Consider the following 22,762-nt stretch of genomic DNA (forward strand, 5'->3'; position numbering starts at 1 on the left):
GCTTAACTCTGTAAAAGTTATCTTACTTAAACGCTTGGCGCATTAATTGCGTTTAATAACTAAAAAATACAATATAGAAATACCATGTTAAAAAAAACCATCATCACGCTCGTCATTATATTAGTCGTTTTGTTTGCCGCTGCGGCTTGTATTCCATTAATCTTTAAAAAGGAGATAGTTGCTAAAGTAAAATCATCAATAAATGATAAGGTAAATGCTAAAGTAGATTTTGCAGAATTTGATTTAAGCCTTATCAGTTCTTTCCCCAATTTGGGCATAGAATTGAACAATTTGAGTGTCGTTGGAACAGATAGTTTTGCGAAGGATACCTTGGCAAACATTAAACAGTTAAAGTTGAACTTAAATTTAATGAGTGTAATTAAAGGAGAGACCTATGAAATTAACTCGGTTAATTTGGATGAACCAACCATTTATGCCAAGGTCTTAAAAAGTGGCAAAGCAAACTGGGATATCATGAAACCCGATAACTCAACTACAAAAGTTGATACGGCTAAAACAACCTTCAAAGCTGCCCTGCAACAATATACCATTGAAAATGGGAAGATTACTTACGATGATGCTTCCTTAGGGTTCTTTATGGAAGCTGAGAATTTAAATCATAAGGGTAAGGGCGATTTTACTCAAGATATTTTTACCTTAAACACTCAATCTGATATCGAAAAACTAACAGTTAAATATGGAGGTATTCCTTATTTAAACAAAGTGAAATTGGATGCCGAGTTGCCTTTGGATATTGACATGAAACAAATGAAATTCACTTTTGGTGAAAACAAGATTAAGCTAAATGAACTGCTGCTTTCGGCTGTTGGTTATTTGGCTATGCCTAACGAGAATGATATGGCAATGGACTTTAAGTTTGATGCTCAAAAATCTGATTTGAAGAACTTTCTTTCTTTAATTCCAGCTATTTATTCAGCTAATTTTAAGGATTTAGAAGCCACAGGGAAATTTGCAATGAATGGAACTGCGAAAGGCACGTATAACGATAAATCGATTCCTGCCTTTAATGTAAATCTGGCAATTGAAAATGGTAAAATAAAATATCCTTCTTTGCCCTCGGCGATAAACAATATCCAAGTTAAATCTACTATTTCTAACCCAGATGGAGTTTTGGACAATACTGTTATAAACATTCCAGCATTTCATTTAGAGTTTGGTGCAGCACCAATTGATGGTCGTTTGCTGGTTAAAAACCCAATGAGCGACCCATTTGTTGACATGGCTTTAAAAGGGAATTTAGACTTGAAACAACTAACGGCCATTTTCCCAATGAAGGATATGACTTTAACGGGTCTTTTAAATGCAGATGTGCAAGCAGCAGGTCGCAAATCTTCAATTGATAAAGGTCAATATCAAGATTTTAAAGCAAGCGGGCAAATGCAGGCTAGTAACTTCGTTTACACTGGGAAAAATGTACCAATGCCAGTTAGTGTGCCATCAGCGAAGATGAGTTTTAGCCCGCAAAATATCACATTAAGTAATTTGGTTGCCAAAGTGGGTAGAAGTGATTTTGCAGCAAATGGTACGATCAATAATTACTTAAGTTACGTATTTAAGAAAAACCAATTGTTAAAAGGAAGTTTTAATCTCACCTCTAATTTAATAGATGTAAACGAGTTAATGGGTCCACCAAAAGCAACTGCAGAAACAAAAGCAGCAGAGGCAAAAATGACTGTTTTCGAAGTTCCTGCAAATATCGACTTTAATCTAGGTGTAAAAGCAGCTAAGGTTAATTACGATAAATATGACATCAGCAATGCAAAGGGAGCTTTACAGGTAAAAGACAAAACGGTTTATTTTAAAGATATGGCTTTGAATATGTTAGCTGGAACTGTAAAAATGAATGGCTCTTATGCAACTATAGACCCAAAAAAACCAAAAGTGGATATAGATTTTGGTATTGAAAAGATGGACATCCAGCAAGCATTTAATACTTTTAATACCATTAAATTATTAGCTCCAGTTGCTAAGTTTACAAAAGGTACTTTTTCTACAAACTTAAAGTTTGATTCAGACCTTGACCAAAACATGATGCCTATTTATTCTTCGATTAATGCAGAGGGTTTAACCAACATTATCCAGGCTTTATTAGAAGGTTTTGAGCCTATAAATAAACTTGCTGCTGCTTTAGGTTCAAGCGAGATGAAGAAAATAGAATTGAATAATGTTTTAACTAAATTCAAGATTGCCAATGGTCGCTTAAATGTTTCTCCTTTTGACATTAAGGCGAAAGGCATTGTCATGAATGTAGCAGGCTCAAATGGTATAGACCAAACTATGGATTATAATTTAGCTTTGAATGTGCCAAGAACGATGCTTGGAGCAAGTGCCAATAATGCTGCAAATGCAATTATTGCTGGCTTAAATAGCAAGGCTGGTACAAATGTTTCTATGGGAGAAATGGTTAAGGTTAATGCAGTTTTGGGTGGAACATTCTTAAAACCTACTATCAAATTAAAATATGGTGCTGGAGATGGAACGGCAAAATCGGCAGTTAATGCGGTTGTTGCTGAAAAGAAAGCTGAGCTGCAAGCCAAAGCTCAAGAAAAAGTAGATACCTTAAAAAAGAAGGCTGTAGAGAAAGCAACTACTGAGATTGGTAATAAACTAAAGGGTTTGTTTGGAAAGAAAAAAGAGAATTAATTATAAATTTACCACATAGACACATAGGATTATTCTTTTCTATGAGTCTATGTGATTTAATTCTCCATCAACGTTTTCTTCTCATTTGCTGGTCAACAGAAAATGGTCCTGAGCCTACAACCCAAAATAAAACCAAAAGAAATAAAACAATAACAGAAAGCCACAATTCTGAATTTAAGCCCGAGAAACCATTTGAAATATTAACAAATAGAATGGCACAAATTAAAATAGGGATTTGAATTACTACGGCAAATCGAGTAACTAAACCAATGGTGATTAAAATACCGCCAACCAAATGTGCAAAAGCCACCAAATGAATGGCAACGCTAGACATCATTTCTGAGAAGCCAAAAACACTGTTTTTTAACAAAAGTTCTTGTTGTGGGCCTGTATCGCTAATTAGCGAAATGCCTTTAGTAAAAATTATTAAGCCTAATACGATGCGAACAACATCTAACCATTTTGCGTGATGGGCATCGCCCCAATGCTCAACTTTTTGGATAACGTTCATGATAAACCTCCTTTTTTAAGCTAGATGAAGTTACAAAAAATATTGAGGTTTGCAAATTAATTAGCTATTAATGAGTATATCTCAGCTAGTTATTCTAAATTTCCTGCGGCTCTTTCCTTCTTTAACAATTTGGCAAGATCAACCTTAGGATTACTTAATAATATGATTTGAGTTCCCTTTTCCCTAGCAAATTTATTCTCAATTGTACCAACGTGTTTTATTGTTTCAAATAGAGCCAAATCTCTAGTAGAACCTAAATTATCTACGGTTTTTATCCTAATAACTGTTTTAATTTCCTTGTCTAAATCTAACCAGTTGATGTAATCGTCAGTAAATGAATTAGCTTGTAAACCTTTAATCTTCGAATAATAATTTATCGCCCCTGTTTGACCATAATTGTCACAAAGTATAAAAATGCTTTTTTTATCAGGAATGCTGTTATAGATAGAATCTGTTTTGGCGGCTAATTCTTTCCAACCTAACATATCTGCAAAATCTTGAGAGATTGGATGTTTTTTGCCATCTTCCCAAGTATGTTCGCTAAAAGGTTTATGTAGCTCAGCATTCTTTACATATGTTTCTGGCGTGTATATCGGCATAGATGTTTTTAACAAAGCGTAAAAGAAAAATAAGATAATCGCAAAAGCCAAATAACGTAGATAAAATTTCCAACCTTTTGTCAATAATAAACTTAAATAAACAGCACCAAAGGCGAAGAAAATAGGATATAAGCCAATGGCATAGTAATCTTTCGCTTTGAAGTAAATAAATAACGCTATCGTAAAAATATAAACGGCTGCCAAAAAACGATAGGGTTTAAATGGAGCATAGCTGAAGAAAGAAATAAAAGCTACGATAAGAATAAAGATGGAACCAATAAAAAAGAAAACCTGTTCTTTTACAAAATCTGTTCTATTTACATGGACTAACTGTGTATCTGCCAATTCTTTCATGTGTTTTAATACAGGAAAATCATTTTGAAATTGCCAAATCAGGTTTGGACTTATTAATGCCAATGCTAAAAGAATAGCATAATAAAACTGTGCTTTTAAGAATAATGTCCTGTGTTTAGTTAATAACAGCGCAGGTAATAATCCCAAAATACAAAAAACAATGTTGTATTTATTTAAAAATCCAATAGCAAAGCTGATGGCTAGAAAGTATAACCATTTGTAATTATTAGTTTGGATGTAACGAATTAACGTAAAGTAAATTAACGTCCAACATAAAATATCTAAGGAGTTGGGTTGATAGAGGATGTTTATCCTTAACAAAACCGAACAAAGCAAACCTGTAGCGGCTAATGTGCAAGCAAATAGACCTCCCTTTAAACTTTCTATTGTTTTCCAAACTACGAGTATGGTTAATGCACCAAATAATGCTGGGAAAAATTTAATCCAAAAAACTGAATTACCCAATTTTAAAATTATCCAAGAAATCCAAGAAGTTACAGGAGGGACTGAATGAAAACCCCATGCTAAATGTTTGGCTTGGTCTAAATGCAAATATTCGTCACGTTGCAACTCATAAACAGGGTTGATGACTACATATTGCAAAACCATTTTTATTAATATAAATAGCAAGAGAAAAATGGTTCCTTTTTTCATTAGTGATTTTGTAAGGTATCTAATAATGTTTTATCTTTTTCGTTATGATTAATAGCATATAAATCTACCAGAAACTTAATCATAAAAAATGGTAAGATAATGGCATACTTATTAAGTGAGCCTAAGCTAAAACTAAAGTTTATGAATTTTCCACTGGTAAATGCCCATAAAAAAGCTCCAAAAATGATAGATAAATGTAGGGTTATCAAGTGCCCACTCATTGCCCCAAATGTTGGAATTGGTTCTTGTCTATTTAATGATGTTGATCTGATTTGGAGCACCTCCCTCACAATTGCTATCATTAAACAAACGTTAAATGCAATGTCATGAAACATAAAAATTTGTACGTTTTTAACTAGTGCATCTTTTTCGTCTTGGGCTAAATGGAAGAACAAGCCGAATACTAAAACAATAAAAACAGAATAGATAAAAAGAAAGAAAAATCTAGTTTTAATATTGCTGATGGCTTTTCGCTTGGTAAATTCCCTAATATTTTTAGGATCTTCTCTGTGCATTTTAACTTGAATGAGCAAAGAAATGTTTCGAATTAACTCATCAAACCAAAATAGATAGATGATAAAAAACAAATTTGCATTATCATAAACTATACTATAAATAGCGTAAGCGCTAAACAAAAGCATCATTATAATATTGATATTTCGTTGCGCTTTATTCATTTTATCTTTTGCCAGCTCGTTTTTCTAATTCCTCAATTGGCATATTCATCATTCTGCCAATCGGATTTTTACCTCTGTAAGTAATAACTTTCAACACCTTCGCATCAACAGGAGGAACTAAGGGAGTAGTATATTTTGGATAAAATCTATCAGGGAAAGAATTGTCGAAACTATAATAGATATCCAAACCTTCAACCTCAGTAGTTAAAGTGATTAATAAATTCCTATCAGCACTTCTTCTAACCGTAAAAATAGGGTCGTAAACACTTGGTGCATATTTAGTTTCAGCGATGTCTAAACGTTTAAAGTGCTCTTCCGTGCGAGCAAAAAAGTTAGTCCAGTTTTTTTTCTCTTTTGGCGACCAAACAGATTCTGCAATGGCAAAACCACGTGGCCAAGTCATATACTCTGCCTGACGGATGTTATAAACCTGCTCCGTCCATAAATTGGCTTGACCACCTTTGATAAATTTAGGATCTACACCTGCAGGAACAGGGTCAAATTCGTAAGATTTACTTAAACGCAAACTGGCATAAACTCTTGGTTCTGTAATCGCATCAGCTTGCATATAATCTATGTAGGCAAACTGGGTTGGGCTCATTACTACTTCGTGACCAGCTTTTGCTGCATCAATGCCATGTTGCATGTTACGCCAGCTCATAACGGCTGCGGTAGGAGAAACACCTCCTTCTAAAACTTCATCCCAAGCCATGAATTTTTTGCCCTTGGATTGAATGATGGTTTCTACCCTTCGCTCAAAATAGGCCTGCACTTCTGGGATTGTTTTTAATCCTTCACGTTTCATCAACTCCTTAATTTGATCATTCTTCTCCCAAAAATTACGAGCAACCTCATCACCGCCAACGTGGATATATTCAAAAGGGAAGAGTTTAGCAATTTGAGAAAATACAGTGTCTAAAAACACATATACCTTTTCATTTGCGGGACAAAGCGTATTGTCTACCAAGCCTAAAGGTGGAGCGCCACGACTCCAGTCCATAATTTTTTCTCCACTGCGTACTTTATAATTTATCGCCTCTGGTGTACAAGATAATTCTGGGTAAGAAGCAATAGCTGCTAAACTATGACCAGGCACATCAATCTCTGGCATTATGTTTACAAAACGAGCTTTGGCGTATTCTACCAATTCTTTTATATCTTCTTGAGTATAAAAACCGCCATAATTTCTTGGTTCGTCAGCGGTTGGCGGAATAAAATCTCCAAATGTGCCTATGCGTTTTACGTTCCAAGCGCCAACTTCAGTCAATTTTGGTAAACCTTTAATTTCAATTCTCCAACCTTCATCATCAGCTAAATGCAAATGCAAAATATTGTATTTATAGCGCACCATTGCATCTATATATTGTTTTACTTCTTGTTTGGTGAAAAAGTGTCTTGCTACATCGAACATTAATCCTCTCCATCCCAAACGCGGATAATCAGTAACCTCTACACAAGGCATTACCCATTTAATACCTTTAACTTCTTCTTTACTTTCTATTTCTTTTGGCAATAATTGTATCAGCGATTGAACGCCATAGAATAAACCTGCAGGTTTGTTAGCTCTTATTACTACTTGTCTTACACCAACAGAAAGATGGTATCCTTCAGTGCCTATACTTGCATCTTCTGTATCATTTATAATTAATTTAATAGTCGGATTAGCTACTGGTGGATTGATAACATTTACATGATATCCTGTAGGTATTGATAGGCGTTCTTGTAGGAAGGCAATGGTTTGTTTTAATTCTGGCGACTTACCAACTTGAATAGTGATGTTATTAGGCAAAACGAAGTGTCCTGCAAGCTTAGTTAAGTTTGCAGGTGCGGGTATTATCGCAATTTCGCTATTTGCATAACTTTCTAAATCTGTTGTAGTTTCTGAATTACCTTCTATAGCTTGAGCGAAAACAGTAAAATTGATGAATAATAGAAAAATGAATGAAGCAATAAATTTCATAATAGGAATAGTGCCGATTAAATTTGAAATCGCAATTTATTAATTTTAACCTAAATAGCTTTATTGTTTTTACGGAATAGATAGGAAAGTGGTAAGCCGATGCACGTAATTAAAATAATGCAGTTGGTAATTGCACCCGACCAAGAAAATGGAATTTCTAATGCCCTAGATAATGGAACAATAGCTAAATTCATAACCAACCAAACAAAAAAGCCATATAAAACTGCAATTAAGGTTGTATTCTGAAACCAAGACCACAGCTTTTTGTAAATGAGAGAGAAGAAAAGGGTAAAGATAAAAGCGATGATAAAATGTAATAACAGTCCGGTAAATATCATTTCAATACCCCCTGTCATTGCTTCTTTACCAAAAATAGCACTTGCAATATATTTTAAAACTATGGTTGGATTTTTTCCTGTTTTAAAGTAGAAATTTAAAAATGCAGCAATGATATCTAAAGCTCCTGCTATTAAACCTGCCTTGACAATTAGTTTTGAGTTCATCGCTAATCCTTTTTAAGGTATTGAAGATAAGTATTTTAAAAATATTTTCTATCTCTTAAATAAAACTCATTACTGAAAATCATTACCATGAATATTGCAGCAAAAACGATATTTAGTTTTCCGAATAGCAATAAATCTGGAGCTAAAAAGAATTCTAATACATTCATGGTACCAATGATAAGAATTTGCAATGTCGAACAAATTCTAGCTTTTATTCTAGTTAAAATCCAAACAAACATTCCAACTTCTAATAAACCTATAATCAATGTTAAACTAGGGGCAATCTTATTCCCTAGAATCCTTACTACAATTTCTTGATGCCTTGGGACAAAATTTAAAATTTTGCAAAATAAACCATTAACAAGCCATACTAATGCCATAAATAATGTGATGAAATATGAGAAAGACTTTTTCAATTAAAGATTCATTGGTTTTCTAATGCCATAAATCATTTCATCGTAAACCGTTCCGTTTTTGTAAAAAGTTTCTTTTAATTCGGCTTCTAAGGTAAAACCTGTCTTTTCTAAAACTCTCTGCGATTTAATATTCGTGTCAAATGTTCTGGCGAAAATTCTAGTAATGTTAAAGGTTTTGAAACCATAATTAACCATCAATTTTATAGCTTCTGGAACAATTCCGTTGCCCCAGTATTCTTCTGCAATCCAATAACCCATCTCTGCATTTTTACAATAAAAATCTGCTTGTGGGTGCACTCCAATAGAGCCTGTAACTTCGCCATTAACTACTATGGCAAATATCTCTTGAGGTGTAGCCGATAATGCTAAATTGATAAAAGCAATGCCATCATTTTGAGTGTAGGGAAAGGGGAATTTATTACTTAAGTTTTTGGCGATATTATAATTATTGGCGTGTTTAACCAAGCTTTGTAAATCACTTAATTGAAAGGGGCGAAGTTCGAAATTCATAGTTATCTAGTTTTGTCATTCCGACTTTGGAGGAATCTAACGAGATGAATTTACATAATAGATTCTTCGCTTTGCTCAGAATGAAAACATTATTTCAAAGCATCCAACACTTTAAATAATTTTTTACTAATGCCAGAGCCATTGTAATTATTAATGTTGATAACTGCAATGTACCTGTTCCCTTGTGTATCTGTATAATACCCGGCATAAGCTGAAACATCATTAATACTACCGCTTTTTAATTTCATTCCGTTGTTGTCTGGGAAGGAATTATAATAAGCGGCAAACCAATCTTCTTTTTGGGCCTGAAATAAAATAGAGGCCATTGCTAAAGTAGTTACTCTTGTTCCTGGAGAGAGCCCACTGCCGTCTAAAATATTCAAAGTATTTTTGTCAATTCCTTTAGTTGACCAAAAATTAATAACTGATGATGTTCCGTTTCTAGTACTAGGGGCTTTACCTAGTTTCCAAGCAATGGTTCTTAATAATTGCTCGCCATAAAGGTTTACACTTTTTTTGTTAAACCAATAAACAATTTCACTTAAGGCAGGTGAATTTACTGTGGCTATTGTTTGCGTAATGGTTGGTAATGTTTTTCCATCTAAACCTAATCTTCTAGCCGTTGTTGCTGCAGTGCTTGTAATGTTCAATCTTGATAATGTATCTTGTAAACGATAGGCCGCATCAAAAGCTGGGTCTGGCAATGCCAAAGAAATTCCTGTTTTACTAATTCCAATTCCCCACGTACCGCGTAAATAGGCTAAATTGCCAAATGGTGGTAAATAAGCATAAGCATTATCGCCTGAGCCAGATGAACCTGTTTTTAATTCATTAATAACTTTTAAATAGGGCATGGCTGGAACTGTTTTTTGAATGCTAACATCCGCACCAACACTACCACCTGGCTTTAAATGAATGTCAAATTGGTTTTCTCTCCAAGCCAAAGATGAATTTCCTGCGCCATAATAATTTCCCATATCTTGCCAAATCCAACCTTCGGGCATAGTTTGTGTTCCCCACAAACTATCATCGCCAATTACTGCACCTTCAATTTTTTTAATACCAGCATTTTTAATGGCACTAACCCATTGATTTAAAATTACATTCTCTTTGGTTTGCTCATAACGCCATGAGCCTAAAGTCGGATCGCCTCCACCAATAATGATTAAATCGCCTTGCAACGTTCCATCAGCTGTAATTTTACCACTGTACGCTAAAGTTGTTTGATATTTAAAATCTTTTCCTAACACACTAAAAGCAGTAGCCGAAGTGATGGTTTTTAAAGTAGAGGCAGTTGCTAGTCCGATATTTTCATTTTTGGCAAAAATTACTTTTCCGCTTTGCGCATCTAATACACAAAGTGATGTAATGGCATATTTTGCCTGTTCATCATTAACTAAACTTTGATAAGCTTGTTCTATTTTAGCAATAGGAAATTGAGCGTAACATTGTGTGGCAAAAACTAATAATAGTAACTGAAGCTTGAATATTTTCATTTGGATAATTTATAATCTTAAAACTAAGTTAAATTAAAAAAGTGATGCATAAATACATCACTTTTTAAAATTATATAAACTTAAAACGTATAACTTACAACGTTTAACTTATCTAAACTAACTCTTTTCTTACCAAATACTCAGCAATTTGAACAGCATTTGTAGCAGCACCTTTACGTAAATTATCGGCAACGATCCACATATTTAAAGTGTTTGGCATCGATTCATCTCTACGGATACGTCCTACAAAAACTTCGTCTTTTTCATGTGCATCTTTTGGCATTGGGTATTTTAAGTTCGCTATGTCATCTACCACAATTATTCCTTCAGTTTGCTCTAGTAATGAAGTTACTTCAGCTAAATCAAAATCGTTCTCAAACTCAATGTTTACCGATTCTGAGTGACCACCCATTACCGGAATACGAACAGTTGTAGCTGTTAAACGAATATTGTCATCTCCCATAATTTTACGGGTTTCATTAATCATTTTCATTTCCTCTTTAGTGTATCCATTTTCTGTAAATACATCAATTTGAGGAATTACATTTAAATCAATTTGATAAGGATAAGCCATTTCACCATCATAAATACCTTTACGCTCGTTCATCATCTGGTCAACCGCTTTAACGCCTGTACCAGTAACCGATTGATAAGTAGAAACTACTACACGTTTAATGCGATATTTATCATGTAATGGTTTTAAAGCAACCACCATTTGTATGGTAGAGCAATTTGGATTAGCGATTATTTTATTGTCTAATGATAAAATGTGAGCATTTACCTCAGGTACAACCAAAGGAATTGCTGGGTCCATTCTCCAAGCAGAAGAATTATCAATAACTGTAGTTCCGGCTTCTTTAAAACGAGGGGCATGTTCTAATGAAGTACCTCCACCAGCAGAAAATAAGGCAATATCTGGGCGCATTCCAATCGCAGTGTCCATGCTAACGATTGGAAACTGTTTACCCTTAAACGTAATTAACTTACCAACGCTCTTTTCAGATGCAACTGGGATTAACTCAGTTAACGGGAAATTTCTTTCTTCCAATACTTTTAACATTACAGTACCTACTAAACCTGTGGCACCTACTACTGCAACTTTCATTTTTTCTGTTTTTTGATTATATTTAGTTAATTCTTAATATCTACCAAATATGAGAAAAACTTTACTTTTTTTAATGCTTTTAAGCGTTAAACTTACATCTGCACAAGTTGTTGACGATTTTTCTGACGGAAATTTTACCTCTAATCCTATTTGGGTTGGGAGTAATTCGTTGTTTAATGTTAATTCATCCAAACAATTGCAAACTTCTTTAGGTTCTACTGCTCAATCAGTTAGCTTGGTTACATCAAATCTTTTCGCTTTAAATGCTAAGTACGAATTTTTTGTACAAATGAATTTTGACCCCTCCACAAGTAATCAGTCAAAAATTTATTTAATTGCTGATAATCAGGATTTAAATGCGGCTTTAAATGGATATTTTATCCAAATAGGAGAGAGCGGGAGTGCAGATAGTTACGATTTGTATAGGCAAACTGGTACAACTGTTGCCAAAATTATAGATGGTCCAGCAAAAACCCGACTTGATGTAAATACACTTTTAGCTCGAATTAAAGTGACTAGAAATGATGTTGGAAAGTGGGAATTGTTTACCGACATAACCGGTGGAACAAACTATATCTTAGAAGGAAGTGTTACGGATTTAATACATACAAATACTGATTGGTTTGGTGTAAGATGTGAATATACAGCCACGCGTTCTACGGGATTCATGTTTGATGATTTTACAGTTTCAGAATTAACGCCAGATATTACTCCGCCAACCTTAGCAAGCGCTAAAGTGTTAGATGAATTTAATGTCGAAGCTGTTTTTTCTGAACGATTACAACCATCATCCGCCTTGATGGCGAATAATTATACTGTAGCTAACCTGAGTGCACCAACAAGTATAACTGCCACTTCCTTGGCAAATGTTTACAAATTAACTTTTGCTTCTGCTTTACCATCGGGCGATTATAAGTTAACGGTTACTGGAGTAAAGGATTTAAAAGGAAACCAAATTGAAGCAAATAATACAGCTTCTTTTTTCTACGTTAAACCTTATGCGCTTAAAAAAGGCGATGTTTTAATTAGCGAGGTGTTGTCTAATCCTAGAACTGGCGGAGTAGATTTTGTAGAGATTTATAATAATACCAATCAAATTTTAGATTTAAAAGAGCTACAATTGGCAAATTTTGATGCAACTGGACTTCCAGCAAATATTAAGAATGTAACCAATACTTCGGTTTATATGCCAGCAAAAACTTATTGGGTATTAACAATAAATCCAACAGTTGTTAAACAACATTATAATGCAAAATTCTCAAACCAATTTGTACAAATGAGTAGTTTTCCATCTTATAACAACGATAAGGGGTCGGTTGTTTTATTGGGAACAATAGGTTTATTGGAGCAATTTGATTACGGTGAAAGTATGCATATCGCATTATTGCAAGATGGTGATGGAGTTTCATTCGAGAGAACGTCCTTTTTAAAAGAAGCAAATGATTTGGGAAATTTTAAATCGGCCGCAAAATCTTCAGGCTTTGCAACACCTACTTATAAAAATTCGCAAGAAGAAAATCTTAATCTTTCTAAAAGCAAAGTAAGTTTAGTTAGTAAGACCTTTTCGCCAGATGGCGATGGATTTGAAGACTTGATGCAGATAGATTATAGCTTTACAAATAATAGTAATTTAGCTACAGTAAATATTTATACGGATAAAGGAATTTTAGTTCGAAAATTAGAAAGAAATACCTCAATAGCAACTGCTGGAAGTTTTGTATGGGATGGTTTAAATGATGCTGGTCAGCAGAGTAAAATTGGCATTTATATAATTAAATTTGATGCCTTTGCTTTAAATGGAAAAACTGAAAGCTTTAAGCAAACTTGTGTTTTAGCTGCTAAACTTTAGATTTTTTTAAACAATATAAAAAATACTTTGTTGTTTTTAAAAATCTTGTCTTATGAAATACGGAAAAATAATATCGAAAATCTTAAATAGAAGAGATAACAACAACGGAATGGTTGCTGTAGCTTTAGTTGCTGGATTGGCAGCAGGTGCAGTAATTAGCATTTTATTTGCTCCAGAAAGTGGGGCTGATACTAGAAGAGCGATTGGCGATAAAGCAAAAGGTTTAGGTAATGGCATAAAAGACTCTTATAGTTCTTTAAAAGATAGAGTTTTTGGTGTCGATGAAGTAGTAGAGCCAGCTGTTGCTCCTGAAGTTCCTCATTTTGTTCACACTACTCAGAAAAGAAAAAAGTCAGACATTAAGGAATTGATAAATGAATTCCACAATGGAGAACATCATAATGAGCAACCTATCTAAAAGCAATTTAAAATCCTAATTTTATAGGATAATGCAAGGTATTAATTGTAACCAGTACTTGGCATATTTCAAGGGCTAAGCTTGCTTTTTCGAAATAATTTGGCAAGGAAGCCTCTATTATCCAACGAATTATGTTGGGAAAGCGAATTATGATTTGTCAGATTATTTAATTCCCAGCGCTAGTTCATTTAGCAACTGGGAATTACTTTTTAAAGAATGGATAGGCTTAGATTTGACAGGTTTAGAGCTTAATTATAAAAGCTCATTGTTAACGTAATTGAAACTTGTTTTTATAGAACCTAATTCATCAGGTTTGTAATTAAATTCATGTTCTACAAAATAATGTTTAACTCCAGCTGTTTTAGCACCAGTAAAGATTGCTTTAAAATCTACTGCTCCTTGCCCAACTTCGGTATTAACATTTTTGTTAGTCTTGTCTATGTCCTTAATGTGAAACATTTTAAAACGGCCTGGATGAGCTTTAAACAATGCTAAAGGATCTGCATTTGATCTTACAGCCCAATATAAATCTAATTCAAAATCTACCAAGTTTTTATCTGTGTTATTTAACATTATCTCATAAGCTGTAGTATCACCAAACTTGCTAAACTCGAAATCATGGTTATGATAGGCAAATTTTAAACCAGAAGCCTTACAAAGTCTTGCACCTTCGTTAAGTTTTTCAGATAGTTTTTTGTAGTCGTCCACAGTTTTTCTTATGCCATCTCCTAAATAAGGAACAGTAATATACTCGCTTCCAATAATGTTAGCCGCTTCTATGTATGATTTTAAACTATCACTGCCTTTACCAGACATAAAATTATCCAGGTCATAATGACCACTTGGTGCTTTTATGCTATTTTCTTTCAATAAAGAATTAAAAGCTTTTGCATTTAATCCCCAGAAACCATCTTTTACCGAATATCCATAAGTTTCAACTTCTTTATATCCAATGGCAGCTACTTTAGAAATAATACCCTTTATATCATTTTTGATAACATCTCTTAAGCTATATAATTGTAAACCAATTGGATGTTTTTTTGGTAAAGTACAAGCAAAAGATGGAGCAACTGCTATACCTGCGGCTAATAAACCGGTTTGTTTTAAAAATGTTCTTCTAGAGTTCATTGTAAGGGATTAAAAATTAATTATACTTCTGGTTCAGGTTTTGTCTTGTCATTAAATAACAATGCGAATATTAAGAATACTACAAAAGCGATGCCAGCTGGAATTATCCAGACCATTTTATAATCTACTGAACCATCCGCCAATTTATAAGCATCATAAATCATCCCTGCTACTTTAAACCCAATTAACATTCCAACTCCATAAGTAGCTAATGTAATTAAGCCTTGAGCTGAGCTTTTATATCTTTCTCCAGCTTTTGAATTGGTATAAATTTGTCCAGAAACAAAGAAGAAGTCATAACAAATTCCATGTAACGCAATTCCGATATATAACATAAAAGCAAGTTCATTACCATTTCCAAAAGCAAATAATAAATAACGTACAGACCATGCTAACATTCCAACTAATATAGTTTTTTTGAAGCCATATTTTTTAAAGAAGACAGGGATTAACAAGAGGAATAAAGCTTCTGAAATCTGGCCAATAGTCATTTTAACAGTTGGATTTGCGATTCCTGAGTTTTCTAAGTAAGGATGAGCAACTTGATAATAGAATGCCAAAGGAATACAAATTAAGATTGCTGAAACGAAGAAAACCGCAAAATTTTTGTCTTTCAATAGTTTTAAAGCATCAAAACCTAATAGTTCACCAATTTTTATTTTCTCATTTCTATCTACTTTTGGTGGAGTTTTTGGTAATGTAAAACTCAATAATCCCAACACCAACGAAGCGATACTTGCCATTAAGAATGTGTTTTTAAGTAATCCTTCCGCAATACTTTTTTCAGAATCCCAAGCAAAAACATAACTAATCAATGCTCCAGCTACGATCCAACCAATTGTTCCCCACATCCTGATTTTTCCAAATTCCTTTTCAGGATCGTTCATTTGATTGAAAGAAATGGAATTTACTAAAGCAAGAGTAGGCATATATAGAATCATATACCCTAAAATATAAGGATAAAGTACATCCACATTAGCAGCTTTGTAAGCTTGATATAATAGAATAGCCCCTGCCAGATGTATAATGGCTAGAATTTTTTCAGCATTAAAGTAACGATCAGCTATAATTCCCACAATAAACGGAGCAATAATGGCACCCCAAGATTGAGTAGAAAATACAGCCCCAGTATCTGAACCTGAAGCTTTTAAAGTAACTCCTAGATATGTACCTAGTGTTACAAACCAAGCGCCCCAGATAAAAAATTCTAGGAACATCATGAGTGAGAGTTTAATGCGGATAGTTGAGTTCATTTTATATTTGGTTTATAAGTTGAAAAACAAAAGCAAAAAGACCAAAATTTTAGTCTTTTTGCTTTAAGCTAGTCTTGTTTATAGTTCTTTAATGCTAATATTTTTGTACCAAACTTCATCGCCGTGATCTTGCAAAGCAATTTTGCCGGTTTTGTAAGTGCCAAAACCTTCCCAAGTTTTAAATTTACTTGCAGCAATTAAGGCTTTCCAATTGTCATCCCACATCGTAGTTTCTACAATTGTAACTCCATTTAACAGGAAGGTCAATTTACCATTTTCAGATAAAATTTCGGCTTTATTCCATTGTCCAAGTGCTTTAACTGGCTCAGATGAACTTTTTAATATGTCGTACAAGTCACCAGCTCTATGCTTAATGATTTTTCCATCCTTATGGCCATCATTATCAATTACTTGCATTTCTGGTCCGGTAAGGTAAGTTTGACTGTATTTTTTATCTTCATGCACATAGAAGATTAACCCACTATTTGCTCCTGGGGCAACTTTCCAGTCATATTTCAAATGAAAATTTGAATATTCCTTATCGGATACTAAATCGCCGCCACCGTCTTTACCTTTTTTAGCTGGGTTCATATGTAATGCGCCATCAGCAATTTCCCAGGCTGAGCCAACTCCAGTTTTATTATAGGTATGCCAGCCGGTTGTGGTTTTACCGTCAAATAATTTTACAAAGCCCTTCTTTTTGGTTTGAGCAGTAGAGCCACAGCCCATTGCAACTATTGCTATTACTGCAAATATGTATTGTTTCATTGTTCTCTTTTAAATTAATATTATGATCCTAATGTCCAACCTTTACGGTATTCTCTTTTTACAAATTGATTTACATCATCGAAATTGGTAACCTTCATTTGATCATTATCCCAAAGTAATTTAGAGTACCTTCCAGGGTAAGTGATTTTTCCAGCCGCATCTTTACGTTGAATATCAGCTCCACGAATAGCTAAGTTAGCCATTAGTAAACATTCTGTCAACGGACCAGCAATTTCAAAAGGAGAACTTAACTCTTTTTTGCCAGGGCCAGCGATACAAGCTTCTACCCATTGTGCATAATGCCCATTTGCTTCATCTTTAACACGAGCAAATTTCTCTTTTACTTTAATCTCTGCAGTTTTAGAAGTTGGCAATAAACGAGGGTTTAATCCATAAGTGCCAGCCATCATTTTTCCTTTTGTACCAATAAATAATGTAGCATTTCCACCATCTCCAAATGTTTCATTTGCACCCAATTCTTCTGGTCTTGCAGGCTGTACTCCACCATCCATCCAGTGTACGGTTACATCACCTTTTGTTTTTGCAGTTTTAGGGAATTTTAAGGTTACGTGGCTAGAAGGAGGACAACTGTCTGGGAAATATCCTCGTTTAAATTCGTCGACATAAACAGAGCCTACACTTGCTTGTACTTCGGTTGCGTATTTTAGGCCTAAAACACTAAATGGAGCTTCTAATAAATGGCAGCCCATATCTCCCAGTGCACCTGTTCCGTAATCCCACCACCCACGCCAGTTAAAGGGCACCAATTTATCTACAAATTCCTTATAAGGAGCGGTTCCTAACCATAAATCCCAATCTAGTTCTTTAGGAATGTCTGCTTTATTTGCCGACCATGGAATACCTTGTGGCCAAACAGGTCTATCAGTAAATGCGTAAACGGTATGCACATCGCCAATTAAACCTGCGTCATACCATTCTTTCATTTGACGAGGGCCATTGTTAGAAGCCCCTTGATTTCCCATTTGTGTTACTACATTATATTTCTTAGCAGCTGCAGTTAATGCTCTTGCTTCGAAAATATCATGGGCTAAAGGTTTTTGAACATATACGTGTTTGCCTAATTGCATTGCAGCCATGGCTTGTACTGCGTGGTTATGATCTGGTGTTGAAACAGAAACAGCATCAAAATTTTTGCTTTCCTTTTCATACATTTCACGCCAATCTTTATAAAATTTAGCTTTCGGAAAAGCTTTTACACTGTCCGCAGCTCTACGTGTATCCACATCACAAAGGTATCCAATGTCTGCTTTACCGCTTTTATCAAACATGGCAACATCACTTTTACCTTTACCGCCCACACCAACACTTGCAATAATTAGTCTGTCACTTGGGGCTATAAATCCTGTTCCGCCTAAAACATGGCGTGGAACAATCATAAATCCAGCTGATGCAACTGCGGTAGTTTTAATAAAATTACGGCGACCTTTATTAGCTTCCGTTTCTTTTTTTACATTATCCATTTGGTTAGATTTTAGGGTTTAATGTTATTTTTTTAATGATAGGATGTATTTAACCATCGTTTTCGCTTCATCTTCAGTTATTTTGGTATGAGGTGTCATTGGCACTGCTCCCCAAACACCTTTTCCTCCTTTAACAATCTTGCTTGCTAAAAGCGCAATGTTTTCATCAGTTGCTGGATATTTTGCTGCAATTTCTTGATAGGCTGGTCCTATGAGTTTGTTTTCTTTATGGTGACAACCAACGCAGTCTGATTTTACAATCAATAATTCGCCAGGTTCCATAGCAGATGAAGACGATGATGCCGCTGGGGGTGAAGTACTAGCTGTACTTGTATCTGAAGAATCAGAAGAACCGCCACAGGCAGCTAAGAATAATGCAAGCCCGCTTAAAAATAAAAGTGTTTTTTTCATTTAGTTATTATTTGTGTGTTATATGCCTAAAATAGTTTTGTTAAAATTTGAATCTCCTCCAGCTGATGCAAAATCATCAAATGCTTTTGTAGTAACTGGGATAATATGATTTTTAATGAATTCGGCACCTTCCCTGGCACCAGTCTCTGAATCTTTAATACAGCATTCCCATTCCATTACAGCCCAACCTTTATAATCATATTGAGTGAGTTTACTAAAAATTCGTTTAAAATCTACTTGTCCATCCCCTGGAGAACGGTATCTGCCAGCTCGGTTTGCCCAACTTTGATAACCTCCAAAAGTTCCTTGTTTACCGGTTGGATTAAATTCTGCATCCTTTACGTGGAAGGCTTTAATACGCTCATGATAAAAATCGATGTACTGAATATAATCTAATTGTTGTAACACAAAGTGAGATGGGTCATAAAGCAAACAAGCTCTTGGATGATGATTTACTTTGTCTAAGAACATTTCATAAGTTTCACCGTCAAATAAATCTTCCCCCGGGTGAATCTCGTAACAAACATCAACACCGCAATTATCAAATTCATTTAAAATCGGAGTCCAACGTTTTGCCAACTCAGTAAATCCTTCGTCAACCAATCCATCTGGTCTTTGCGGCCAGGGATGAAAAGTATGCCATAATAAAGAGCCACTGAAAGTTGCATGTGCCTTTAAACCCAAATTTTGAGAAGCTTTAGCCGCATATTTCATTTGTTGAACAGCCCATTCTGTTCGGGCTTTAGGATTGTTTTTTACCTCATCTGCTGCAAAAGCATCAAATAAAGAGTCGTAAGCTGGATTTACTGCAACTAATTGACCTTGCAAATGCGTAGAAAGTTCGGTAATTACCAAGCCATAAGACGCTACTTTTGCAGTTAATTCATCAGCATAGGTTTTACTTTCAGCAACTAGTTTTAGGTCTATAAACCTTTTATCCAAAGTTGGCATTTGTATGCCTTTAAATCCTAAACTCGCTGCCCATTTACAAATTCCATCTAGAGAATTAAATGGAGCTTCGTCTCCAATAAATTGGGCTAAAAATACGGCTGGTCCTTGTATTGTTGTCATTTGTTAAATTTTAAAATCGAACCATTTTTGATCTGATTTGCTCGAAGCAACTACATTTTCTATAAATGCCATTCCTCTTACACCATCTTCAGCACCAGGAAAATCTAACATTTCTGGGCTTGGTTTTTCTTCACTTTGTAGGGCTGATATGGTTTGTGCAAAGTTTTTATAAATATTTGCAAAAGCTTCTAAGTATCCCTCTGGATGACCAGAAGGTGTTCTTGTATTATATTTGGCAATATCAGAATTATAACCATTGCCAGTTCTGTAAACTTGCATAGGTTGGTCTAACCATTTTACAGTTAATGTATTTGGTTCCATTTGATGCCATTCTAAGCCACCCTTTTCGCCATAAACATAAATCTTTATTGCATTTTCCTCTCCAGCAGCAATTTGCGATGCAAATAAAACCCCATTGGCACCATTATTAAATTTAAGTAACACATTACCATCGTCATCTAATAATCTACCTTCAACTAGAATATTTAAATCTGCACAAATTTTGGTAATCTGTAGGCCAGAAATATATTCAGCCAGATGAGCGGCGTGAGTTCCAACATCAGCCATGCAACCACTAATTCCACTTTTTGCCGGGTCTGCTCGCCAAGCAGCTTGTTTATTATCACTTGGTGCAGGATTGCTTAACCATCCCTGCGGATATTCTACAACTACTTTTCTTATTTTACCTAAATCGCCACTAGCAACCATTTGTTTAGCCTGCTTTACCATTGGATAACCAGAGTAAGTGTGCGTTAAGCAAATCATTAATCCAGTTTCTTCTGCTTTTTGTTTTAGGGCTTTAGCTTCTTCTAAACTAAAAGTGATTGGCTTGTCTATTAATACGTGAAAGCCATTTTCAAGCGCCAACATTGCAGGTTCAAAGTGCAAATGATTTGGAGTTACAATACTTACAAAATGCATTCTTTCCGTTGCTGGAAGTTTGCTTTCTGTTAAAATCATCTCAGTAAAACTGGTGTAAACTCTATCTTCGGGAAGGAATAAATCTTTACCAGATGCAATCGAATTTTCTGCGTTTGAACTAAATGCTCCACAGCAAAGTTCAATTAAACCATCTAGGTTAGCAGCCATGCGATGAACAGCACCAATAAAGGCCTGTTTACCACCACCAACCATACCCATTCTTATTTTTTCTTTCATAATATAAGGTTGAGGGTAGAAGGTTTAAGGCTTAGGGTTTGCACCTTTTACCTTACACCTTCTACCTTTACCATTTATAAGTTTCCTTTTTTTAATTCGCTAACTGCAAAATCAGCAGCTCTAGCAGTTAATGCCATATAAGTTAATGAAGGGTTTTGGCAAGCTGCAGAAGGCATGCATGAACCATCAGTTACAAATACATTTTTAACCTCATGCATTTGGTTCCATTTATTTAGAACTGAGGTTTTAGGGTCAAGCCCCATTCTAGCTGTGCCCATTTCGTGAATTGCCATGCCTGGTTCAGAGCCATTATCAAATGTTTTAACATCTTTTAAACCAGCAGCCTCTAACATTTCGGCAGCATCATTCATCATGTCAACTCGCATTTTTGCTTCGTTTTCTCCGAATTCACAATCAATTGCCAATACCGGCTGACCCCATTTATCTTTTTTAGATTTATCGATATAAACATGGTTTTTATGAAATGGTAAAGTTTCACCAAATCCACCTAAACCCATGGTCCAATTACCAGGAGTACTGATTAAATCTTTAAAATCGCCGCCAAAAGCTAGTTCGGCAATCTCATCGTGCCAATTACCTCTACTTGCCGAACCTTGGAAACCAAAACCACGAACGTAATCTCTTTTATCATTGCCAATATTTCTGTAACGAGGAATGTAAATTCCATTTGCTCTTTTTCCGTAAGTGTATTTATCTTCAAAACCTTCAGCTTTTCCATTAGCGCCACAGCGGAAATGGTGGTCCATTAAATTATGACCAAGCTCCCCACTTCCATTTCCTAATCCGTTTGGATGTTCCGCAGAAGTCGAGTTTAATAATAAGAAGGTAGAGCCCAATGTAGAGCCATTTACGAATACAATTTTCGCGAAGTATTCATGATGCTCCATTGTTTCAGAATCTATGATCCTCACACCTTTAGCTTTTTGTGATTCTTTATCATAAATAATCTCATTTACCAAAGAATAAGGACGTAAAGTTAAATTGCCAGTTGCAACAGCTGCGGGCATTGTAGAAGATTGCGTACTAAAGTAAGCGCCAAAAGGACACCCTCTGCTACATAAATTTCTATACTGGCAACTACCTCTTCCCCCATGCTCAACAGTTAAATTAGCTACACGGCCCATTGTAATTATTCTTGACCTTTTATAATGCTCTTCAACTCGTTTTTTAACAGTTTTTTCTACGATGTTCATTTGCATTGGAGGTAAATATTGACCGTCCATGAAATGAGGGAAGTTTTCAGCCTCTCCACTAATGCCTGCAAATTTTTCTACATAATCATACCATGGAGCTATATCTTTATAGCGAATTGGCCAATCTGCGCCATGTCCATCTTTTGCGTTTTCTTCAAAATTCAAATCGCCTAAGCGATAACTTTGGCGGCCCCACATCAAAGATTTTCCACCAACGTGAAAACCACGATACCAATCGAATCTTTTAATTTCTGTGTAAGGACATTCCTCGTCATTAACCCAAAAACTTTCGTTAAATTCAGAATAAGGATAATCTCTTTTTTGCACAGGGTGAGTTTTTTTCTGTTCTTCAGTTAACTTACCACGATGCTCAAATTCCCAAGGCTTTTTCATGGCCGTAGTATAATCCTTAATATGTTCGATGTTTCTACCACGTTCAAGTAATAGAACCTTTAATCCCTTTTCGGTTAATTCTTTTGCTGCCCATCCACCACTAATTCCTGATCCTACAACAATAGCATCATAAGTGTTTTGTGCAGTTGCTTTTGTATTTAAATTCATT

At 35.0% G+C, this 22,762-nt stretch carries 20 protein-coding genes; 3 read left to right on the plus strand and 17 right to left on the minus strand.

All coding sequences use genetic code 11. The features are described from left to right. The first annotated feature begins 84 nt into the window (after nt 1-84). Entirely contained in the window at nt 85-2,664 is a 2,580-nt protein-coding gene (locus EZ428_RS06810) for an AsmA-like C-terminal region-containing protein (RefSeq protein ID WP_131552335.1), read from the plus strand. A gap of 67 nt (nt 2,665-2,731) precedes the next feature. Here the strand turns inward: EZ428_RS06810 and EZ428_RS06815 are convergent, their stop codons facing one another. The 9 genes from EZ428_RS06815 to EZ428_RS06855 form a co-directional block, all read right to left on the minus strand. Next, complete coding sequence (locus EZ428_RS06815; protein WP_131552336.1) at nt 2,732-3,175, minus strand: DoxX family protein; 444 nt, start codon at nt 3,173-3,175, stop codon at nt 2,732-2,734. Nucleotides 3,176-3,264: 89 nt separating this feature from the next. Beyond that, complete coding sequence (locus EZ428_RS06820; protein WP_131552337.1) at nt 3,265-4,782, minus strand: glycosyltransferase family 39 protein; 1,518 nt, start codon at nt 4,780-4,782, stop codon at nt 3,265-3,267. Beyond that, nucleotides 4,782-5,459, minus strand: a complete 678-nt coding sequence (locus EZ428_RS06825) for a DUF6498-containing protein (RefSeq protein ID WP_131552338.1) — start codon at nt 5,457-5,459, stop codon at nt 4,782-4,784. The genes EZ428_RS06820 and EZ428_RS06825 overlap by 1 nt, the downstream gene beginning before the upstream one ends. A 1-nt stretch (nt 5,460) precedes the next feature. Continuing rightward, nucleotides 5,461-7,419, minus strand: a complete 1,959-nt coding sequence (locus tag EZ428_RS06830) for a beta-N-acetylhexosaminidase (RefSeq protein ID WP_131552339.1) — start codon at nt 7,417-7,419, stop codon at nt 5,461-5,463. A 50-nt stretch (nt 7,420-7,469) separates the two neighbouring features. After that, the gene (locus EZ428_RS06835; protein ID WP_131552340.1) at nt 7,470-7,922 is read right to left on the minus strand and encodes a hypothetical protein; all 453 of its coding nucleotides are present in this window, start codon (nt 7,920-7,922) and stop codon (nt 7,470-7,472) included. Between the two features lie 35 nt (nt 7,923-7,957). Further along, nucleotides 7,958-8,302, minus strand: coding sequence for a DoxX-like family protein (locus EZ428_RS06840; RefSeq protein WP_131552341.1), 345 nt, complete (start codon nt 8,300-8,302; stop codon nt 7,958-7,960). Nucleotides 8,303-8,338: 36 nt separating this feature from the next. Next, entirely contained in the window at nt 8,339-8,848 is a 510-nt protein-coding gene (locus EZ428_RS06845; RefSeq protein WP_131552342.1) for a GNAT family N-acetyltransferase, read from the minus strand. Between the two features lie 89 nt (nt 8,849-8,937). Then, complete coding sequence (gene dacB, locus EZ428_RS06850; RefSeq protein WP_131552343.1) at nt 8,938-10,344, minus strand: D-alanyl-D-alanine carboxypeptidase/D-alanyl-D-alanine endopeptidase; 1,407 nt, start codon at nt 10,342-10,344, stop codon at nt 8,938-8,940. A 112-nt stretch (nt 10,345-10,456) separates the two neighbouring features. Next, complete coding sequence (locus EZ428_RS06855) at nt 10,457-11,449, minus strand: aspartate-semialdehyde dehydrogenase (RefSeq protein ID WP_131552344.1); 993 nt, start codon at nt 11,447-11,449, stop codon at nt 10,457-10,459. A 49-nt stretch (nt 11,450-11,498) separates the two neighbouring features. Here EZ428_RS06855 and EZ428_RS06860 point away from each other — a divergent pair, with 49 nt between their 5' ends. After that, a complete protein-coding gene (locus EZ428_RS06860) occupies nt 11,499-13,298 on the plus strand; it encodes a FlgD immunoglobulin-like domain containing protein (RefSeq protein ID WP_131552345.1) in 1,800 nt (599 codons plus the stop codon). Between the two features lie 52 nt (nt 13,299-13,350). Next, complete coding sequence (locus EZ428_RS06865) at nt 13,351-13,716, plus strand: YtxH domain-containing protein (protein ID WP_131552346.1); 366 nt, start codon at nt 13,351-13,353, stop codon at nt 13,714-13,716. A 252-nt stretch (nt 13,717-13,968) separates the two neighbouring features. On the opposite strand, the gene EZ428_RS06870 is transcribed toward EZ428_RS06865, so the two are convergent. The 8 genes from EZ428_RS06870 to EZ428_RS06905 form a co-directional block, all read right to left on the minus strand. Continuing rightward, nucleotides 13,969-14,844 (minus strand): TIM barrel protein, encoded by an 876-nt coding sequence (locus EZ428_RS06870; protein ID WP_131552347.1) that lies wholly within the window; start codon nt 14,842-14,844, stop codon nt 13,969-13,971. Between the two features lie 20 nt (nt 14,845-14,864). After that, nucleotides 14,865-16,097, minus strand: coding sequence for a nucleoside permease (locus EZ428_RS06875; RefSeq protein WP_131552348.1), 1,233 nt, complete (start codon nt 16,095-16,097; stop codon nt 14,865-14,867). Nucleotides 16,098-16,175: 78 nt separating this feature from the next. Then, entirely contained in the window at nt 16,176-16,865 is a 690-nt protein-coding gene (locus tag EZ428_RS06880) for a 3-keto-disaccharide hydrolase (RefSeq protein WP_131552349.1), read from the minus strand. Between the two features lie 20 nt (nt 16,866-16,885). Beyond that, on the minus strand, nt 16,886-18,346 hold the full coding sequence (locus tag EZ428_RS06885) for a Gfo/Idh/MocA family protein (protein WP_131552350.1): 1,461 nt from the start codon (nt 18,344-18,346) through the stop codon (nt 16,886-16,888). A gap of 24 nt (nt 18,347-18,370) precedes the next feature. Then, complete coding sequence (locus EZ428_RS06890; protein WP_131552351.1) at nt 18,371-18,757, minus strand: c-type cytochrome; 387 nt, start codon at nt 18,755-18,757, stop codon at nt 18,371-18,373. 18 nt (nt 18,758-18,775) lie between these two features. Then, nucleotides 18,776-19,828: a sugar phosphate isomerase/epimerase family protein gene (locus EZ428_RS06895; RefSeq protein WP_131552352.1), complete on the minus strand. Its 1,053-nt coding sequence runs from the start codon at nt 19,826-19,828 to the stop codon at nt 18,776-18,778. A gap of 3 nt (nt 19,829-19,831) precedes the next feature. Next, nucleotides 19,832-20,986: a Gfo/Idh/MocA family protein gene (locus EZ428_RS06900; protein ID WP_205945620.1), complete on the minus strand. Its 1,155-nt coding sequence runs from the start codon at nt 20,984-20,986 to the stop codon at nt 19,832-19,834. 74 nt (nt 20,987-21,060) lie between these two features. Then, nucleotides 21,061-22,761, minus strand: a complete 1,701-nt coding sequence (locus EZ428_RS06905) for a GMC oxidoreductase (RefSeq protein WP_205945622.1) — start codon at nt 22,759-22,761, stop codon at nt 21,061-21,063. Between the last annotated feature and the right edge of the window lies 1 nt (nt 22,762).

Source organism: Pedobacter frigiditerrae (genome assembly GCF_004331645.1).
In the GTDB taxonomy this organism is placed as follows: Bacteria; Bacteroidota; Bacteroidia; order Sphingobacteriales; family Sphingobacteriaceae; genus Pedobacter; species Pedobacter frigiditerrae.

What these genes read in the sequence shown, in the direction of transcription:
- EZ428_RS06825 (WP_131552338.1), bottom strand. Translation starts at nt 5,459, where the DNA reads ATGAATAAAGCGCAACGAAATATCAATATTATAATGATGCTTTTGTTT.
- EZ428_RS06870 (WP_131552347.1), bottom strand. Translation starts at nt 14,844, where the DNA reads ATGAACTCTAGAAGAACATTTTTAAAACAAACCGGTTTATTAGCCGCA.
- EZ428_RS06815 (WP_131552336.1), bottom strand. Translation starts at nt 3,175, where the DNA reads ATGAACGTTATCCAAAAAGTTGAGCATTGGGGCGATGCCCATCACGCA.
- EZ428_RS06810 (WP_131552335.1), top strand. Translation starts at nt 85, where the DNA reads ATGTTAAAAAAAACCATCATCACGCTCGTCATTATATTAGTCGTTTTG.
- EZ428_RS06885 (WP_131552350.1), bottom strand. Translation starts at nt 18,346, where the DNA reads ATGGATAATGTAAAAAAAGAAACGGAAGCTAATAAAGGTCGCCGTAAT.
- EZ428_RS06845 (WP_131552342.1), bottom strand. Translation starts at nt 8,848, where the DNA reads ATGAATTTCGAACTTCGCCCCTTTCAATTAAGTGATTTACAAAGCTTG.
- EZ428_RS06905 (WP_205945622.1), bottom strand. Translation starts at nt 22,761, where the DNA reads ATGAATTTAAATACAAAAGCAACTGCACAAAACACTTATGATGCTATT.
- dacB (WP_131552343.1), bottom strand. Translation starts at nt 10,344, where the DNA reads ATGAAAATATTCAAGCTTCAGTTACTATTATTAGTTTTTGCCACACAA.
- EZ428_RS06900 (WP_205945620.1), bottom strand. Translation starts at nt 20,986, where the DNA reads ATGAAAGAAAAAATAAGAATGGGTATGGTTGGTGGTGGTAAACAGGCC.
- EZ428_RS06865 (WP_131552346.1), top strand. Translation starts at nt 13,351, where the DNA reads ATGAAATACGGAAAAATAATATCGAAAATCTTAAATAGAAGAGATAAC.
- EZ428_RS06855 (WP_131552344.1), bottom strand. Translation starts at nt 11,449, where the DNA reads ATGAAAGTTGCAGTAGTAGGTGCCACAGGTTTAGTAGGTACTGTAATG.
- EZ428_RS06820 (WP_131552337.1), bottom strand. Translation starts at nt 4,782, where the DNA reads ATGAAAAAAGGAACCATTTTTCTCTTGCTATTTATATTAATAAAAATG.
- EZ428_RS06840 (WP_131552341.1), bottom strand. Translation starts at nt 8,302, where the DNA reads ATGGCATTAGTATGGCTTGTTAATGGTTTATTTTGCAAAATTTTAAAT.
- EZ428_RS06830 (WP_131552339.1), bottom strand. Translation starts at nt 7,419, where the DNA reads ATGAAATTTATTGCTTCATTCATTTTTCTATTATTCATCAATTTTACT.
- EZ428_RS06880 (WP_131552349.1), bottom strand. Translation starts at nt 16,865, where the DNA reads ATGAAACAATACATATTTGCAGTAATAGCAATAGTTGCAATGGGCTGT.
- EZ428_RS06890 (WP_131552351.1), bottom strand. Translation starts at nt 18,757, where the DNA reads ATGAAAAAAACACTTTTATTTTTAAGCGGGCTTGCATTATTCTTAGCT.
- EZ428_RS06895 (WP_131552352.1), bottom strand. Translation starts at nt 19,828, where the DNA reads ATGACAACAATACAAGGACCAGCCGTATTTTTAGCCCAATTTATTGGA.
- EZ428_RS06875 (WP_131552348.1), bottom strand. Translation starts at nt 16,097, where the DNA reads ATGAACTCAACTATCCGCATTAAACTCTCACTCATGATGTTCCTAGAA.
- EZ428_RS06835 (WP_131552340.1), bottom strand. Translation starts at nt 7,922, where the DNA reads ATGAACTCAAAACTAATTGTCAAGGCAGGTTTAATAGCAGGAGCTTTA.
- EZ428_RS06860 (WP_131552345.1), top strand. Translation starts at nt 11,499, where the DNA reads ATGAGAAAAACTTTACTTTTTTTAATGCTTTTAAGCGTTAAACTTACA.